At 33.7% G+C, this 18,146-nt stretch carries 15 protein-coding genes and 1 pseudogene; 2 read left to right on the forward strand and 14 right to left on the reverse strand.

The genetic code is table 11. The features are described 5' to 3' along the window. Positions 1–33 precede the first annotated feature (33 nt). From pheT to ACMCNP_RS03305, 3 genes are read right to left on the reverse strand one after another with little or no spacing between them, the layout of a single operon-like run. Entirely contained in the window at positions 34–2,481 is a 2,448-nt protein-coding gene (pheT, locus tag ACMCNP_RS03295; RefSeq protein WP_419313788.1) for a phenylalanine--tRNA ligase subunit beta, read from the reverse strand. A gap of 33 nt (positions 2,482–2,514) precedes the next feature. Continuing rightward, the gene (locus ACMCNP_RS03300; RefSeq protein WP_419313791.1) at positions 2,515–3,510 is read right to left on the reverse strand and encodes a DNA-processing protein DprA; all 996 of its coding nucleotides are present in this window, start codon (positions 3,508–3,510) and stop codon (positions 2,515–2,517) included. Further along, positions 3,510–4,106, reverse strand: a complete 597-nt coding sequence (locus tag ACMCNP_RS03305) for a ComF family protein (protein WP_419313794.1) — start codon at positions 4,104–4,106, stop codon at positions 3,510–3,512. Before ACMCNP_RS03305 ends, ACMCNP_RS03300 begins: the two co-directional genes overlap by 1 nt. A 44-nt stretch (positions 4,107–4,150) precedes the next feature. Here ACMCNP_RS03305 and ACMCNP_RS03310 point away from each other — a divergent pair, with 44 nt between their 5' ends. Further along, on the forward strand, positions 4,151–6,223 hold the full coding sequence (locus ACMCNP_RS03310) for a UvrD-helicase domain-containing protein (RefSeq protein WP_419313796.1): 2,073 nt from the start codon (positions 4,151–4,153) through the stop codon (positions 6,221–6,223). Positions 6,224–6,232: 9 nt separating this feature from the next. Here the strand turns inward: ACMCNP_RS03310 and ACMCNP_RS03315 are convergent, their stop codons facing one another. From ACMCNP_RS03315 to ACMCNP_RS03365, 11 genes and pseudogenes are all read right to left on the reverse strand, one after another. Then, positions 6,233–7,276 carry a phenylalanine--tRNA ligase subunit alpha gene (locus ACMCNP_RS03315; RefSeq protein ID WP_419313799.1) on the reverse strand — a complete coding sequence of 348 codons (1,044 nt, stop codon included), beginning with the start codon at positions 7,274–7,276 and terminating at the stop codon, positions 6,233–6,235. Positions 7,277–7,332: 56 nt separating this feature from the next. Further along, positions 7,333–7,731 carry a MerR family transcriptional regulator gene (locus tag ACMCNP_RS03320; protein WP_419313803.1) on the reverse strand — a complete coding sequence of 133 codons (399 nt, stop codon included), beginning with the start codon at positions 7,729–7,731 and terminating at the stop codon, positions 7,333–7,335. Between the two features lie 750 nt (positions 7,732–8,481). Beyond that, the gene (locus ACMCNP_RS03325) at positions 8,482–9,603 is read right to left on the reverse strand and encodes a virulence RhuM family protein (protein WP_419313805.1); all 1,122 of its coding nucleotides are present in this window, start codon (positions 9,601–9,603) and stop codon (positions 8,482–8,484) included. A gap of 55 nt (positions 9,604–9,658) precedes the next feature. Beyond that, entirely contained in the window at positions 9,659–10,744 is a 1,086-nt protein-coding gene (locus tag ACMCNP_RS03330; protein WP_419313808.1) for a nucleotidyl transferase AbiEii/AbiGii toxin family protein, read from the reverse strand. A 14-nt stretch (positions 10,745–10,758) separates the two neighbouring features. Continuing rightward, complete coding sequence (locus ACMCNP_RS03335; RefSeq protein ID WP_419313811.1) at positions 10,759–11,481, reverse strand: DUF6577 family protein; 723 nt, start codon at positions 11,479–11,481, stop codon at positions 10,759–10,761. Between the two features lie 137 nt (positions 11,482–11,618). Then, the gene (locus ACMCNP_RS03340) at positions 11,619–12,344 is read right to left on the reverse strand and encodes a TaqI-like C-terminal specificity domain-containing protein (protein WP_419313814.1); all 726 of its coding nucleotides are present in this window, start codon (positions 12,342–12,344) and stop codon (positions 11,619–11,621) included. A gap of 227 nt (positions 12,345–12,571) precedes the next feature. Continuing rightward, positions 12,572–14,539 carry a DUF2075 domain-containing protein gene (locus ACMCNP_RS03345; protein ID WP_419313816.1) on the reverse strand — a complete coding sequence of 656 codons (1,968 nt, stop codon included), beginning with the start codon at positions 14,537–14,539 and terminating at the stop codon, positions 12,572–12,574. Between the two features lie 174 nt (positions 14,540–14,713). Next, a pseudogene (locus ACMCNP_RS03350) lies at positions 14,714–15,076 on the reverse strand (hypothetical protein); the annotation flags it as partial. Positions 15,077–15,253: 177 nt separating this feature from the next. Beyond that, positions 15,254–16,243: a DUF3644 domain-containing protein gene (locus tag ACMCNP_RS03355; RefSeq protein WP_419313819.1), complete on the reverse strand. Its 990-nt coding sequence runs from the start codon at positions 16,241–16,243 to the stop codon at positions 15,254–15,256. 132 nt (positions 16,244–16,375) lie between these two features. After that, entirely contained in the window at positions 16,376–16,759 is a 384-nt protein-coding gene (locus ACMCNP_RS03360) for a tyrosine-type recombinase/integrase (protein ID WP_419314377.1), read from the reverse strand. 60 nt (positions 16,760–16,819) lie between these two features. Then, entirely contained in the window at positions 16,820–17,182 is a 363-nt protein-coding gene (locus ACMCNP_RS03365) for a tyrosine-type recombinase/integrase (protein ID WP_419313821.1), read from the reverse strand. A gap of 499 nt (positions 17,183–17,681) precedes the next feature. Between ACMCNP_RS03365 and ACMCNP_RS03370 the strand changes: the two genes are divergently transcribed. Continuing rightward, on the forward strand, positions 17,682–17,888 hold the full coding sequence (locus ACMCNP_RS03370) for a hypothetical protein (protein WP_419313824.1): 207 nt from the start codon (positions 17,682–17,684) through the stop codon (positions 17,886–17,888). Positions 17,889–18,146: the final 258 nt, after the last annotated feature.

Raw genomic sequence — 18,146 nt, forward strand, 5'->3', positions numbered from 1 at the left:
ATATTTTTTTTTTCTTAAAAGTGCAATTATTTTTTAATCCCTTAACGTGACTCCAAATCGACCGTTAAGCTCTTTTATCAGATTATCCCTCAACAGATTTACCTCCTCCATTGTCAACGTCCTATTCGGACTCATTGCATCATACCTTATGAGAAACGATATTTTGCCTTCTTTGATTTGTTTGCCCCTATACACGTCTGCCAATTTTACGTTTTTGATTAATTCGGAAAACCCTTTTATATACTTTTCTATGCTTGCATATTCAATACCTGAATCAACAATAATCGAAATATCCTGTTCTATTTCGGGGTATCTGCCTGGCTGCACAAACGACCTTTTAAATGATATAAAATCTTTTATGTAATCCATATCCAAATTAAATACAAAAACCCTGTAATCTAATTTAAATTCTTCAAGAAAACCCTTTTTTATTTCCCCGAAAATGCCTGCCCTGTTTTTACCTATTGAAACTTCTAAGGATACATCCTCATCAAAGATAAAATCGTCGCTTATTTTGGAATATGTAATTTTCTTAATCCCCGATTCTTTAAATAAAAACTCTATTATACCCTTTCCGTAATAAAATTCCGTATCCTGTTTGCCGTATTTAATACCGCTGCAAATTGCACCGCATAAAACATCCTTCTCTAAAACCGGATAACCATCATTATGCTGTTCGTCTAAATAAATTTTTCCTATTTCAAACATTTTAATGTTTTTATGTTTTTTAGAATTTTGAGACAATATATTTATCATGTCCGGAACCAAACTTGTTCTGAAAAACGAATGGTCTACGGAAACCGGATTTTTAAGCGCAAGAACCCCTGCGCCCCCCGTACCGACACCGGAAAGTGCAATATCCCGCTTTCCTACCAATGAAGGCGTAACTATTTCCGTGAATCCTACACATCTCAGTAAGTTTCTAAAATGCTTAGAAGTTTCGTAACTGATGTTTTTTTGCGGGGGGGTTAAGATACCGACCGGCATAGAACATTTTATGTTATCGTATCCGTAAATTCTAAAAACATCCTCGTAAATATTGACATTTTCCGATATATCGCTCCTAAAATAAGGCGGGCTGACCTTAATAGATTGCCGGCTTTCACTTTCGATGTTTTTAGTCTTATCATCCGTAATTTCATATCCGAGTCTCTTCAAAAATCCGCATGCCTTGCTCGCTACTGCCGTATCACCGAGAAAATCGCACAAATCTTTTAAATCTATCTCATATACATCAGGTTTTCCGACATCTGCAATATCGTACGCATAACAGGACACAGCCGGAACTCCGACATGTTTGCTTAAAAGATGAAGAAACCTCTTTATCCCAAACAGACTTAAATATGGACTAATCCCTTTCTCAAACCTGGTCGAAGCATCCGTCCTGATAGAAAGCCTCCTTGACGTTCGCCTTATATTCGACATATTAAAATTAGCCGACTCTATGATGAGCGTCGTTGTGTTCGTACCTATCTCGCTATCGGCGGCTCCCATAACTCCGGCGAGTGCGACTATCTTATTCCCATCGGCTATTACTATATCGTCTTTCGTCAACTTTCTTTCCTTGCCGTCCAAGGTAATGACAGATTCACCGTCGACTGCACTCCTTGCGCTTATTGTATCGCCGTCTATCTTTCCGGCATCGAATGCGTGGAGAGGCTGAGAGGTCTCTATCATAACGATATTGGTCAAATCTACTATATTGTTAACGGGTCTTATTCCGCTCTTTATAAGCCTGTTTTTAATATCCATACTTGATTCTTTGATCTCTATACCTGAAATTTTAACGGCTATATAGGAAGGGATTAAACCCTTATTTTCTACATTTACGGTTAATTCGTTTTCTTTTAAGGAATAGTTTTTACCCGGGATAAATTCTATTTCGTTATATAATTCCGGTAAAATAATATCTTTGTCCAATATGGCGGATAATTCGTACGCAAACCCCATTATGCCAAACAAATCCGGCCTGTTAGGCTCTAAATCAAATTCTAAAACCGTATCGTTCAATTCAAAGATATCGTAAGCCGTCGCACCTAATTTTTCTAACGGAAATTTTACTATGGACGATACGTTTAAAGGCAAACCCAAGTCCTTTTCGGAACAAAAGGCAGCTTCCGAAACTATGCCGAAAATTGCTTTGTCCCTGATCTTTAAACCGTTTTCAAATACAGCCCCCTTTGTTGCTATCATCGGTTTTTCACCGATCTTTATATCCAATCCCGCTTTTGTAAAGACTATCCTCTTGATTCCAACGGTTTCACCGCAATAAACCTCTGCGATGCCAAACTTATCACTCGAGGGATGAACGCTTATATCCTTAATTTCCCCTACAATGATATTTTTAAACGATTTTTTCTGTAAATAATATGGCAGTATCTTTTTGACTTCCATCGTTTTACCGTTCAAAAGATTTGCTGCCTTCTTCTCCTCCATCCTAAAATTGACAAACTCCTTGAGCCAATTTAAGCTAACCTTCAATTTTATAATCCTCCTCTTGCTTTTTAAAAACGGTCAATTTAAATCGAATAATTCCGGCTGTACCAATAAAGAATTCCCTATTTCTAATTTTTCTTCATAAATATCATCATAAACGATTCTTAGCTCATCCATAACTTCTTTCAAATCTAAAGAAAAATCTTTATTTAATTTTAGCATAGAAACTCCTACATTACCGATAATAGATTTTAATCCGAGGTTTTCCTTGGAGTTCATTATCTCTTTATCGTATTCCGGAATAAAAACCGGTCTTTTTTGTTTTAAAGAAAAACGACAGGTTTTCATGGTTCCACCTCCTTCCGGCGAAGACAATGCAAATATTCCAAGGCTCGAACCGCTTTGCAACCTGTCTCTTGCAACTAAATTCTTAGGGCTAATTTTCTCATGCAGAGGTAATTCGGAAACTATTGCACCGTTATGCAGTATAATTTCATTATAGAGGCCGATATTTTCAGGGGGATATATAGGCTCAAGCAAGCCGGAACCTATATATACCATCGTGTAGCCGTTTTTTTTCAATGCAGCCCTATGAGCAACGGTATCAATGCCGGTTGCAAGACCGCTTATTATAGAAAATCCCGATAAACACAACTGCTCCGTAAGATTTTGCGCAATGTTTTCGGCATAATCGGGGGGGGTTCTCTGCCCCACGACTGCCACAGCAAACTTCATATTTTCTTTTAGTACACCCTTGTAATATAAAACTAATGGTTTATTCTTTATAAAATTTAAATTAGAGGGATATGAAGCGGAGTTGTATGTCGTAATTTTAATTCCGTTTTTAGAGGCTTCTTCTATTTCCTCTATCGCATCGAAAAATGCCATTCTGACAATTCTCGTATCCGTTAAAATTTTTATATATTCATTTTTTAGACCGGCTTTAAGGAAATCGGATCTCTTGGCCTTAAAAATTTCACAAGAGTTTTTAAATATTTTTAATAAAAAAAATATATGGTGATTCTGGAGTCCCTTTATTTTTTTTAACGCGAGCGTGCATATCAAATCATCCATCAAAAATCCTCTTGTTGGAATAAAAAATCACAGCGCGTCCTTCCAAGAAATAACCCGATAACCGAATTAGCCCCCCTCTTTAATAACAATTCCCTTATACAATTAAATGTTGTCCCTGTAGTAATTATATCATCGAAGACAATTATGTTTTTAGACTTAAAATCATACTTATCTTTCACACAAATATACTTCGAACCCCTTTTCTTCGTTATGATACCTGCAATATGCCCCGGCTTGTGTCCCCTGTCGCAAACCACCGCACTCCTTAAGGTGTTTATGATTCCGAATGCTGATAAATATAAACAGACGATATTATTAGGGTAATAGTCTAAATAAGAGCTGCTGGAAGGGACGGGCAAAATTAAATCGTAAAAATAAAAATAATTATGTATAATATTACTTAGCAATCGCGTGAAAAATGTTATTGCCGTATTATCCGCTTTTTTATATCGTAATATTAATCTCGAATATTTAACGGCATCCGGAGCGGCAACATACTTCAATGATGTTTTGCTTGCGGGTATATAATCGTTAACGTAGAAATATTCTCCGTTCTTCCCTACATTTATATTGTCTATATTATATTTTAAGGTCATTTTTAGCTATCAAATTTATAAGAAAATAAATAGCACGTGTTACTATGATAAATCTTTATTTAAAAAATTTCAATTTTAATCTATCTAATTCTATAGGCATATTACTTTTATCGGAAAACGAAAAGGAAAACTTAGCAATCGGACTCAAAAAAATAAAAGCGAATTTTAAAATATGCTCATTTTTAAATCTTAAGTCCTATTTTAAATTAGACGGCATGATATCTGCTCCGCTCGGTTTTCCGTTTAAAGATATCGAAAAATTTTTATCGTCTAAAATTATCCTCTTAGAAGACACTTTCATAACGAGTTTGCAGGATGCGGTTCTCTTTAATGCCCTATGCAGCCTTGTTCTAAGCGGCAAAATTATTTTATGCATTAAAAAAGATGTTTCTCACTTATACGATGATTTTAGCGGCAACTTTTTAGAATGTTTGACAATCGATATTTATAAAACAAGATTTAGGTTTTTAGCCGCCACAAAAATGATTAATGATATAAACGACAACGGCTATACCCCTTCCTTATCAAATTTAATAAAAAAGATAGTGTCTTTAGGCTTCAATGCAGAAATAAATCAAACCATGTTAAACGATAAGGGGATCATCAAATTTTACGATGAGAAAAATTTTGAAATAGCCCTCAAAATCACCCCCGATATAAGCGTTACAAACCCCGAAAAGGAATTTATATATAATAACGGGGCACTGATAAGCATAACCGTAGGCGATATTTACTTTTCACCAGGTGTTATAATCGAAAAAATTAAGATATTTCATGCAATTGCCGGCAGTATCGGTAATATAAACATCGACAGGCATAATAAACCTCGAATCAAAAAATTGGACCATGCGGATTTTAGTAAAACGCAGGAATTAGCATTGAAAGAATTAAATTCGGCTCATCTCGCTATTGCCGGGGCGGGTTCCGGAAAAACAAGGCTCATCGTTCATAAATTCCTACACCTCTTAAACTTTATCCCTTTTAATTCCATATTAGTCTTAACATTCACGAATAATGCCGTAATAGAAATAAGGAATAGAATTCTTTCCGCACTAAAAGACTACGGGATAGATAAAGGCTCGATTTCAGAAAAAATTTTAAATGTTTACACGTATCACAGTTTTTTTTACTCCATTATAAGAGAATTTTATAGAGAATTCGGGTTTAGTTCCATGCCCATAATAAAGGAGAATAATTTTGATTATAATAATACCGACAGCAACAATATCTATATATCTTACGACGATATAATCGCTTGCGTCGTAAAACTTTTTGAAAACGATGCCATAGTTTACTCTATGGCAAAAAGATTTAAATATATTCTTGTGGATGAATATCAGGACCTTGATTTTTTAAGCGATTATATTATAAAAAAAATAGATTACGGCAGAGACAATATAATGTATGCGGGAGATGACGACCAGTCCATATATAGATTTAACGGCGGAGACCATTTTAATATCCTTTTTTTTGACCTCTTTTTTCCGGATGGAAAAATCTTTGTACTTCAAAATAATTATAGGTCTAATTATAAAATTATAAATTTTTGCAATTTTATATTAAACAATATCGCTTTTAGATTTCCGAAAAAATTGATTCCGCCAAAAAACACCGTTAGAGATAATTATAAAAACGCCGTTAAAATTTTAAGATTTAAGAATAAAAATTCAGAAGCACGATTTATATTAAATGAGTTCGGCAAATTTTTTGATCTGGGAAAATCGGTCTCTATCTTAGTCAGAACTCAAAAAGAGGCAGATCATTTTAAATTGGCATTCAAAGAGCTCTACCCCGATGCTTTTCTAAATCATAACAAATACGACGATAGGAGGTTTATAGGCACCATACACGGGAGCAAGGGGTTAGAATTCGACATAGTATTCGTAGCAAACGTGATACAAGGCAATATACCTCATTTTAAAAGCATTATAGCAAAAGCGCATGAACCCGAAACGTTAAAGCATCCGTTCCTTAAATTTTTAAATAAAAATATTAAAATCAATACTCTTTATGACGATGAGGTTAAACTGTTTTATGTTGCGGCTTCAAGGGCCAAAGAAACGGTTTTTATTTCTTATTCGGGGGAAATATCCGAGTTTTTAAGAGGAAATTTTTAGGCAATCGGGTCAAAACTGGTTCAAAACATCTAAATTACCCTGATAGAGCAGCCTGAGGTCATTAATGTTATACTTCAGCATTACAATTCTGTCAAACCCCATTCCAAAGGCGAACCCTCTGTATTCCGACGGGTCTATTCCTGCATACTTAAAGACATTAGGATGAACCATGCCGCAAGGAATGACCTCTATCCAGCCGGTGTCTTTGCAAACACTGCACCCTTTGCCTCCGCAAAAAATGCATCTTATGTCTAAATCTAAGCCAGGTTCTACAAACGGATAAAATGCCGGCCTAAATCTGATTTTTTTTGCGCCGAGGAGATACCGAACCGCTTCTTCAAGTATCCCCTTTAAATCCGTTAATCTTACGTGCTTATCTACGAAAAGCCCCTCCATCTGATTAAACATAAACAAATGCGTCGCATCTACCGCCTCGTATCTGTAACATCTGCCGGGTGCAATAACCCTAAATGGGGGAGATTTTTCTTCCATTATTCTTGCCTGAACGCTTGAAGTATGAGTTCTCGGAATAAGTCCGTTTAGCAGATAAAACGTATCCCACATGTCTCTTGCGGGGTGGTCTGCCGGAATATTCAGCGCATCAAAGTTGTAATGCGCGGTTTCTATTTCCGGACCGGAAACGACTTCAAAACCCATATATGAAAAAAAATCTACGACATCTTCGAGAACTGCGGTAATAGGATGTTTATGCGGTTTTTCAATGTAATTGCCGGGAATGGTTAAATCAACCCTGCATGTATTAATATCTTTTTTTTGTTTTATATCCGCAAGCTCATTCCTTCTATTCTTATATATTTCTTCAATTTTTTTCTTGATCTCGTTTGATTTTGAACCTATAATTCTTTTCTCTTCTTCCGCATAAGAATGAATTTTGCGCAAAATCTCGGTAAGTTGCCCCTTTTTACCGGCAAAAACCTTAAATCTAATGTCTAATTCATTTAAATCTTTAGACTTATTCAGTAAATCGTCGGCATCCTCTAAAATTTTGCCTATTTTATTTAAAACATCAATATATTGTTTGTTTTCCATCATATTCTATATATTATTAATCTTTTTAAATAAAATTTCAAGAACATTATTCCTTATTATTACCGCCGACCCTCAAACCCCAAGACATCTAAAATCGGACATCCCGAATCATCTCTTTTCTCTTCGCATAACGATATAAGGCTTAAAATCTCTTTGCGCATCAGATCTAATGAAGCAATTTTTCTATTTATATCATGAAGCTTTTCTTCGGCTAATTTCTTCACGTTTGAACAAGTATTGTATTTATTACCCAATAAAAAAAGTTCGGAAATCTGCTTTAGGGAAAAACCCACATTCTTTGCATGCTTTATAAAACGCAAAATATCAATGGCTCTTTCCGGATACATTCTATAGCCGGATTCACTGATATCAGGTCTGTCAATCAGTCCTATGCGTTCGTAATACCTGACGGTCTGAACATTGATGTTAACCGCTTTAGCTAATTGCCCAATGGTCATTTCTCGCCACCGCTTTATAATGCCGTTGCTAACTTTATAGTTAAGTATAATGTCCGGTTAGCAAAATTATACCAAATTTTATCTCGAATATCTATTCTATTTTGACTCTGATTTTATCTGAATTCTATCTTTGGAATTTGATGTCGATGGCTTAAGGGCTTGTTTGTTGTGGTGCCGAGGGCCGGAATCGAACCGGCACGGAACTAAGTTCCGAGGGATTTTAAGTTTATTCCTATTTGTTTCTATATAATTGTTATGATTAAGAAACTCACTAATTGCTTGTAATTTTTTCTTATTTACTCTTTTTTATTCTTCTGCTTTTATTGTTAATCTTGTATATTGAGTATAAATAGGGTATAAAAAGAAAGATATCCTGGTGTTCAATATTATATTAGTACTCAAAGAAAAATCAATGATAAGTTTGATAAATGTTATTATATTCGTTACAAAAATTCTTTTAGAAAATCAATCGGGGATAGATACGGATCAATTTCAAATGTGTGTCCGGCATATGTCATACGTAAGGTTGCATTGCGAATAAGTTGTATCTTCAAATCTATCCGTTAAAATAGTATTGTTAATTGCCTTTGGTTCTGTAACAAATTTTTATGCAGGCTAACGGTTTGGCTATGAGCTGCGGCATCCCGTAGGGTGCTATTGCTCATAGCCTTCTTTATTGTAGGGTCATACTGTGGCGGTCTTTCATTCACTATTGTTTTATATGTGCCAAATTCTTTTCTCTCTTCTTTTCTAATTGCTCGTTTTTACAGCCGAAGCTACAATGGCGAAGGCTAACCATTCTAAGTCTTTTTTTTTGAAAAATTGCGATTTTGTTTTCAGGCATTTTTCTTCCGTTGTATTATCATTTTTCAATAACCTCTTTTCAATTTCTTCAAGTTGCTTAATATCCTCTTCATCTGCTTCCAGAACTTCAGTTTTTTTGCGTTTATCATTAAATTCTTCATAGCGATCTTCAGTAATTCTTTTAGCAGCTTCTGCTTTAACTTTACCCGCATGGGTCAAAATTTCCTGCTCATTGAACTCTAAAAAGCCATCAAGCTTATCTGCCCATTGTTCCATGGTAACGGTTTGTTTTTTGCGTGCCTGTCTTTCGGCATAGTCTAAATACATGGTAACAATTTCATTGAGGTCTTTGATTTCATCTTCTTTCAGATAGTTTTTGACAATGGCAACATCCTGTTTGCGGACAATGGAACCGCGCCATGCAGTCAGCCCCATATTAGGCTTTGGGGGGTTGCTACGGCCTTCAATAAGTTCTGCGGCAGTTTTTCCGGTGATCGCCCATAGCATTTTATTTTGAACTTTTTTAAAGAAAATCTGCGCTTGTTCGGAATTTTTGTCATAATCAATGGCTGTGGCGTAAATATCTCTGATTTTCTGGTAAAAACGCTTTTCAGAAGCCCGAATATCCCGGATTCGTTCCAACCACTCGTCAAAGTAGTTCCATTTATCTACCTGCTTTAAGCGGTCATCATCCATGGCAAAGCCTTTGATGATGTACTCTTTAAGGATATTGGTTGCCCATATTCTAAATTGAGTCGCCCGTTTGGAGTTGACTCGGTATCCGACCGCAATAATGACATCCAGATTATAAAATTCAACTTTACGGGAAACTTTTCTGCCACCTTCATTTTGAACTTGTGCAATTTTTGCACTAGTTGCCTCTTTTTGTAACTCATTGTCTTTATAGATGTTACTGATATGTTTTGTTATTACACTCCTATCTACATCAAAAAGCTCTGCCATTTTTGCCTTAGTAAGCCAGATGCTTTTATCTTGAAAGGTTGCGTCTATTTTTACGGTGCCGTCAGGGGCAGTATAGATAATTATTTCTGAACTGTTTTCAGGCATTTTTAACTCTCCAAAATGACTTTTAATATATTGGGAGATTTTTCTTTAAACATACTTATTTTTTAATTCCCTGCCATACATAGTAAAATGCTTCTGGCAATACCGGTTTTAATCTGTTGAATCTTTCATAAGGTTCAGAAATTTTGATGTTTTTTATCTGCCATATTTTGGATTTACCATATCGTTCTGCAATTAAATCAAATGTCTTGTTATTAAATATATGATTGGCAATGCAGAATACTTTAGAAGCTGTAATTTTAGCTTTTTCATCTGTTTTGAAATTATCATTTAACAGGTGGCTGTCAATTTTTCTGATTCCCTCTTCAAGGTAATTGGATATTTTGTTACTCTTAAATCCTTTCAGACGGATTTGAAGCAGTGCAAGGCATGTATCTATTGCATTTTGTAAAACTTGTGCCTTGGTAAATTTGTTACCCCGATACTCATTTTCTTTCTCAAAGGTTGCAGTAAATGCTGTCGTTATTTTATCAAACTCGGTTGCAACATCAAAAAGTTCACCTATATCGTAAAGCTGTTTGACTACCTGCATTGTCATTGAGTCACCTTTTGCAGTTATAAAAGGCACTCCAATTGTATGTGGCGCGAAAGCCGTTAATTTATCACCAAGTAAACCCTCGATAGTTGGGATTTTAACTTCTAATTCTGTTTCTATTTCAAATAAATCGCTTTTAATTTGTCTGAATTTAGTAAATGGGATATAGACAGTATCCTCCGAAACAATATCGAGCAGGATTGATTCTTCTTTATTCGAAAGTGAAGAATTGTAAAAAAACTTAAAATGCCTACGATTGGGAAGTCCTATGTTGCCCCTTTTATTTTCTTCAAAATTCATAAAGGGTATATTTTTTGAAATATCTGCCAATTTTTGAATAAAACTATCAATATCTCCATCTAAGATGATATCTATATCAATGGATAGTCGTTTTATTTGTGGTACATATAAAAGAAGACTTGTTCCGCCCTTAAAGACAAAGTTTTCTTCTATTTGAACAAGATAACCAAGTAAAGCAAAAGCGTGAACGGTTTTTTCCAATAATACCGGATCGGCAGAAAACAATTTAGCATTATTTTTAAGCCATTTTTCCGTAAAGCAAACTGATTTTATTAACGGTTTTATCAATTAACTATCTCCGCCTATTTTGTATTGTTGGCCTTGGTTAGTTTAGCCGACTCATTGAACTTTCGTCTTTTGGCATAAGAATTCATTGTTGAAATATTTATTCTACCCGAACAAATAGCATTTATTGCAACATTTTCTGCTTCTACTTTTTCCATAATTTTAAAATTTCTATTCTCCATAAGAAAATCTATAAGAATTTTTTCTATTGGGGCATAGCCATTTATGCTTTCCGGTTGCTTGCTAATCGATGGCAAAATAACCACGGTTTTTTTGCCGATCTTGAAAAGTTTTTTAATCTCCTGTTTCCCCGGATTTAGATATACCCTATACCCCGATTCTTCCAAAAAATTGGCAATATTGCCTATATAATCTGAATCTATATAAACGAATGTAACAAATTTTGCCATTAAATGATGAGTAAAAGAGTTAAGCTGTTCTGTACTCCAGCATGAAAGTTTAAGTAAAGGAAACTGTTTTTTTAACTTATTGCTAATTATTCTAATAGGCTTGATATTTAGCTCAAATATTTTTTCTATGGAAGAGTACCACCCCTTGCCAGCATCAAAGATAATTTTATTTTGGGCAAGTTCATGTATATAAACTTTTAGTGATGCAGAGTTTATCTCTATCTTTTCCTTTTTAAGCAGAGATTTTATATCTTCATAGGAGAAGTAGTTTTTTTGCTGTTTTAAATTTTCTAATAATCCTTTTAGTGTTTCTTTTTTGGATGTTTTCATTTTTAACTCTCCAAAATGACTTTTAATATATTGGGAGATTTCTCGGCAAAACTACTCATCCGTTTGACTACTTCGTTGTTGGGGTCGCTCCAGCGAAGTGTGTAGTTCGGTTATTACCCTTTCTTTTTGAGAGTCGCTTAGTTTTTCAAACTCTTTGCCTGCATTACCTCTTCAATATCCTTTTCTGCAAATTGCAATACATCTATTTTTCGCTCTTTCATGTGGTCGGGGAAGTAGAGGTTGAAAACCATACCGTCAATAACCGATTCAAAGGTGCTTGCCTCAGTTTTCATATTGTTCTCTTTGGCAAATAAAATACAGTCCACTATGATTTCAAAAGGAAGTTGTTGTTGAGAAGGAATTTGGGGTATGGGAAATTTTTTAACATAATTATTTATCCATCCAATGGTTCCCATGCCACTTGTTACAGCAATAATTTTAATATAAAATTCTAAAACACACGAGTTTAAGAGTGACAACAAGTATTTAATACCGATTTTCTCGGGAGGAATTAAGAAATAGGCACTATTTAATAAGTATGTTTCATCTTTGCACAATGCAAATTTCGCTTTATTAGTTAATTCAATCCAAATAATTTTATCATCTTCAATTTTGAATTCTTTATAATTCTTACCTTCAGGATCTACAGTTTTAATAAATGCCGGTTCACCGAAGAGAAAATTTAGGTTTTCAATATTGTCAAGTTTGTCTCTTAATTTGTTATAAGCATAAATGGTAAAGTAAGCGGATACAATAGATAAATTGTTTCCGTTGCCTATCTCTTCTTTTAGAAAATTGCCGACACTTCCTCTTTTCCTGTTATCTTTTATTGAAGAAGGTATATTATTTTGTTCGTTATTCAATTCTTATATCCTTTTCTTTCTCCGCATCCACGGATGGTGCGGATTCTTTTAAACGGGCAATTAAAAAATAATTCTTTTTCTTTCATTTTATCTTCTTTCTTGGCACATATAAAAACAATTTCTTTTCTAATATCAAATTAGCCTATACCCTACAACGTCTAGTATATGGTGTCGTAGCTGACGATAGGAAGCTATGCACTATATAATTGTTGTGTTTTCGTACTTTTTTATTCTATTTCTTTTATTCCGATTTCCTTTAAATATTTAAATGTTTTATCATAAAATTCACTTGGTCTTGTATGGTCTAATTTACTACTTTCTGGAACAAACATTACCATTCCCTGTCTTGCTCTGGTTAAAAGAACTCTACACGTGTTCTTGAGATACTCTTTATCAATTTCTTTATTGATATTTTGCCATTTTGTTCCTTTAAAATTTTGATATTTCCAATTAGTGTTGCTCATATAAAAATTCCCACCCCATGCAACACAAGCCCAGTCTATTTCTAGCCCTTGTATATCAAATTCAGTTGCAACTTCTTCTAAGAAATATGAGGAACGTATGTCTTGACTATTATTTAAAAACCAATTTGGTGCTAAAATTTGATTTTTTACATCTATTCCAAGTGGCATTAATCGTCTTGCACCTGATGAGCTTATTAAGCCTATTCTTTCACTTCCTTTTGCCTGTTCACGTAACCATTCTTTCGCTTTGTCAAGGTTTCGTGTAACTACAATTGGGTATAGTTCTTTTATTTCAGAATAGATATTTTTTGCATTTTCTGTTTTGATGTTTAGTAATTCGTGAATAAATCTAGATAATTTCTCAGACCTAAATGATCTTACAGAAACAGAAAGATGTAATTCCAATTCACTTATACCATTTTCAGTGATCCAATTCTTAGAATCTTCTAATTTTAGATAATTATCACTTTCTAATATCGAATTTGCATAATGAATGTTCCAACCTGGGAAATGGGTTCTTAAAGAATTTATCCACTCTTCTAAACCTGCTTCCCCTGTATTTATTTCTTGTCCCCCACCAATTAAACAAACAATAGTACACCAATCAGAATGTCTATTCATTACGTCAATTAAAAATTCAGGTTCAGACATATCAAAATCTTCAACTCCTTTTTTTCTTTTCATAAATGAACTCACTTGATGCTTAGTCCAAGCTCTTTGGGCTTCATCAAAAACAACCACCTTTTCAATAGGCGCTCTATTCGATAATAAATTGTCGTCTCTGAAATGATGAATATTTTGAATAAATGTATTTGCTTTTATTGCTGCTTGTTTTTTTGTTAATTTTTCGCCATTTACCTCAGCTGTTAATACTTCATCCCTAGTTAAAGCTTCTCTTAAAACATCAACTAAAGGGCCATTCCCCGATAAAAAAACTGCGTGTTCATCTTCATCAGTTTTCATTCTTTCAACTGCGATATTTAAACCTGCTAATGTTTTGCCTGCTCCAGGAACGCCTGTGACAAAACAAATTGACTTTAAATTTTTAGATTTTGATTTTTCAATTACTGAATTAATACAATCTGCTGTTTTAGATAGGTTTATTGTTCCTGAGTCAGATCTTGTTATTTCTTTTACATTATGACCTCTATATAGAGCTTGGGCTGCTTCAACAATTGTAGGTGTTGGCTTGTAAATTGAGTTTCCCCAATATTCAATATTAATTGGTTTATTACTGTAATTTATGAATGTTTTGAGTGTATCAGCTATATTATATTGATTAGATTTCGCTACACTATTATGGCAAATTACATTTGAGATTGGCTCTAAACAGTTTTCTGCATTTGTAGCTACTAAAACTGGAATAAGTCTAGCGTGATGGCTTCCTTCGTGAAAATTTTTCAAATCAATAGTGTAATCAATAACTTGTTCGATTGCATACTTTTCATATCCACCATCTCCAACTTTAAATTCAATTACAAAAACCATATCATTGATTATTACAATATTATCAACTCGTTTTCCCATTCTAGGAATTGCAAATTCAAAATAGATTTGCCCTTTAAAACCTTTAAGTTGCTCCTTTAAAATTAGAATTTGCTTTCTCCAAGCATTAATTTGTAATTCTTCAAGAGTCCTATTGCTATGATTTGCAGTCAATTCGCCTAAAATACTCGATTCAGGGTCTAATATGTATTCTTTAATAGATTTTGAGTAATAAGCTCTTTTCATATTTAATTCTCTTGTTTAGATTGTTGTTCCTGTATGAAACACAACGGTTTGACTATGCGTTGTTTGGGATTTTGAAACGATTAACTTTCAATTTACTATGCCGTTTATTTATATTCATAACATTCAATTTAACCACCACACGCCCAATGACTTATATACATTGTTAGGGTGTCGTTATTTCTTCATTTTCAATCGTTTAACCCATTCTTCTAGTTCATATATTTTATCATATTTTTCTTTTCTGATTTCATTGCTTTGCAAGTCATTCTTTATTCTTTTTAAGAACTCTTTGAAGTCTTTATTTAAGGTCAATTTGTTGATTGTTTCCCAATCTAAATTGTCTCTTGTTTTTGCTGGCAGAATTATTTCAGACGAAATTGGTTCTTCAATGTCAAGTTTAATAACTCCTATTCCAAATGAAGATGACAACCTTGTTAATTCATTCATAAAATCTTCATTTTTAGAAATTTCTGCGGCAACCAAGTAACTTTCATTTGCCCAAGATGAATTTGAAACGCATTGAAAAAAACTTTCTCTAAAAATCCTATTTTCTTTTCAGTTATTTCTTCTTGATTTTCTTCCGTTTCAATTTTTTCAATATCAAATAGTGATTTTTGACTTTTTAGATAAAACCTTTTTGGTCTTTTCCCGACTGAAGCAAACTCGGTATTCTATTTATCTCTAACAACACTGTTTTTGCTAATTCTAAAAATGTCATAATCTGTATTTATCTCCGTTTTTTATACAATATTTCTCAACTTCATTTACCCAGTTTTGATACCAATACCAAGTTTTTGCAACCCAAACCCCAAATCCTTTACTTTTATCTTTTGCATTTTTCTTTTTCCAAAGCCCAGTATGCTGGTGCATTTTAAATTTCCCAAATCCCTTATCTCTCATTATTAATACAACTTTACCTGGAAGAAACTTAGACTTTTCCACTTCTTTTATTAAAGTACGTTCTTTGTCAGTTTTGTTAAGTTTTTCTGCTTCTGGTGAATTGGCAGGAAGAAATTCAATTACTTTATCTGCTTGCCCTTTATGATTTGCTAATTTTGGAACATATAATACTCTGTATGAATAACGCACATCATTATATTCATCGTCTGGAATATCTTTGTCAAACCCGTTAATATAAGAAGCAATATTTTTTGGTAAGTCGCTAATCTTCCTTAGTTGATTGGCGTGTCCTTCTTCAATTGATGAGAATTGCAATGAAAATGACAAATGTTTATCTATCCCCATTCTTTTGTCAAAAAGTTCTTTGATATATTTATTGTAATTCAAACAACAGGCTTGAAATCTTGCACTTAAATAATCATCTATTTTCATTGTCATTTGATGCTCAATTTCGTGTCTTAATCCAATCAAGAATTTTAAGTTAGATTTTACTACTTTATCAATAGGACAATTATTATCGTTCAAGCACCTTTCTAATTCCCAATATTTATATGCACCTTCTTTTGTTTTATCAAATCTTTTTCTACTTCCGTGTTGTCCAAAATATTTATACTCAATTTTATTTGTCCGATAATATGCGTGAAGTAAATAAGTCCAGGCAATATTTGACAGAACAATAAAACTTTCAGATTTAAATTGGATATTTGGATTGTTAAAAATTTGGACAGCAGTTAGCATTGCTTCTCTTGATTTTGTGAGAAGTTCGGTTTTTATTGACCCTATTTTTCTGTTTCTTGCTGCCATCTTTTAATGCACCCTAACGTATATGTATAGTTATTGTTCTTATCCCGACAATTTGGGCGTATAAGAACAATTGTGTATATTTCTCTTTTATCATTTAATGCTCCTCTACTAAAAAAAATCATCCATAGGATTTTAAATATTATCTATTACTCTTTTAGACACATGAGTATAAATCTCCGTTGTTTTAGAGCTGTTGTGTCTCAATAATTCTTGAATATATCGCAAATCTGTTCCTTGTTCTAATAAATGAGTTGCAAAACTATGCCTAAGCATATGCGGAGTTATTTTTTTTCTAACTCCGGCTTTTAAAGCAGCTTTTCGTAAAATGTTTCCAACACTTGCCGGTGAATATTTGCCTCCGTTTCGCCCATCAAACAAATACTTTTGAGGATTATATTTTTTGTAATATTTTCTCAAAATATGTAGTAATTTTTCAGAAAGCAGTGATATTATATCTTTTTTCCCTTTTACCCCTCTAATGATTGCAACCATTCTTTCTGAATCAATATCGGATATTCAAGATTCAGTAATTCGCCTCGCCTTAATCCTGCTGAATATAACAACATTAGAATACTCTTATGCTTTATTACTACACGCATCGAAAATACTTTTTACTTCGTTCTTGCTTAATACCTTTGGCAACTTGTTTTCTTTATTTGGTCTATAAAGATCATAATATTCCTTTGTTTTGCCAATGACCTTTTCGTAATAAAACTTAATTGCATTTATTCTTTGATTTTGCTGACTGCTTGAGATATTTCTCGTTTTAATGAGATTTAATATATAAGCATTTATCTGTTCTTTCGTAATACTCTCCAAATCGCAACCTCTAAAATAATCAACAAAATCCTTAAAATAACTGCAATAAATATTCTGAGTATTTTGACTATACCTTTTTTGAATCAACAAGTTTTCATATCTATCCAAAGCAGTATTCATTGTCTATCCATCTCTCAATCAATTTTCACATAACACTATATATATCACAAAAATAACAACGGTGCTATTTTTGCTATCTAAACAATCGTTACTTGTTGCTGTTATGTTTTATTTATATTTTATGCATAATATTTCTTTAAAACAATTGCCCTATTTATAATGACTTCTTGTATCTTTTGGATACTTCTCTCACAGTCCGCTTTTCTTTCTTTAAGTATTGAGAGAGATAAAATTACCTCCTGCCCGGTAGAAGAGATATTCCACATGGCCTGCCAAAAGATCTACTCTTTTTGCCATAATTGAGTCTCCTCATTTTATTATTTTTCGTATATATTTTTAAATGAGGCAATTCGTTAGTTTGCTATTTGGGTAATATAGACTATTATATTCTATATAGAAAAATATGTCGGAAAACAGTTTGAAATAGATTGTGTCAACATTGAGGTCCATCACTTCAAAGACAACCAACCTCCCATTTTCAAAGGGCATGGAGTCATCAGTGGGCGATAAGTCTGGCCGTCTGTCATTCAAAATGTACAATCAGATTAAGGTCAATAAAGAGATATTAACTTATTTGAAACAAATTAGAGAAGAAAACGATCCGAACTTGAAGGAACCGTCAGAGTGGAAAACTTCCATGACGAGAAGATTATATCAAAAAGCTTTTGGAGAGATCATTGTGAGGTCGTTTTTGATGACTCACTAATCAAATTTCAAAAAAGCTCCGACAAGTCCCTCTTACATATAACAGCACCCAACGGTGACCGCTTTACCCCGCCATACGTTGGGAACTGGATTACGGAAGCTTTAACATTCACTACAGCAAGAGTGATTTATCCCAGGATGACAATACGTCACTTCGAGAAGGACACTCTTGTATTCATAAGAACAACTCCAATATCCATCGAAAGCGGAATGCTGCCACCATATTTTGTGTAAATGTTAAAATCTGGTAGCATATAGA

This window comes from Candidatus Acidulodesulfobacterium sp. H_13 (genome assembly GCF_048541835.1).
GTDB lineage: Bacteria > SZUA-79 > SZUA-79 > Acidulodesulfobacterales > Acidulodesulfobacteraceae > QIJE01.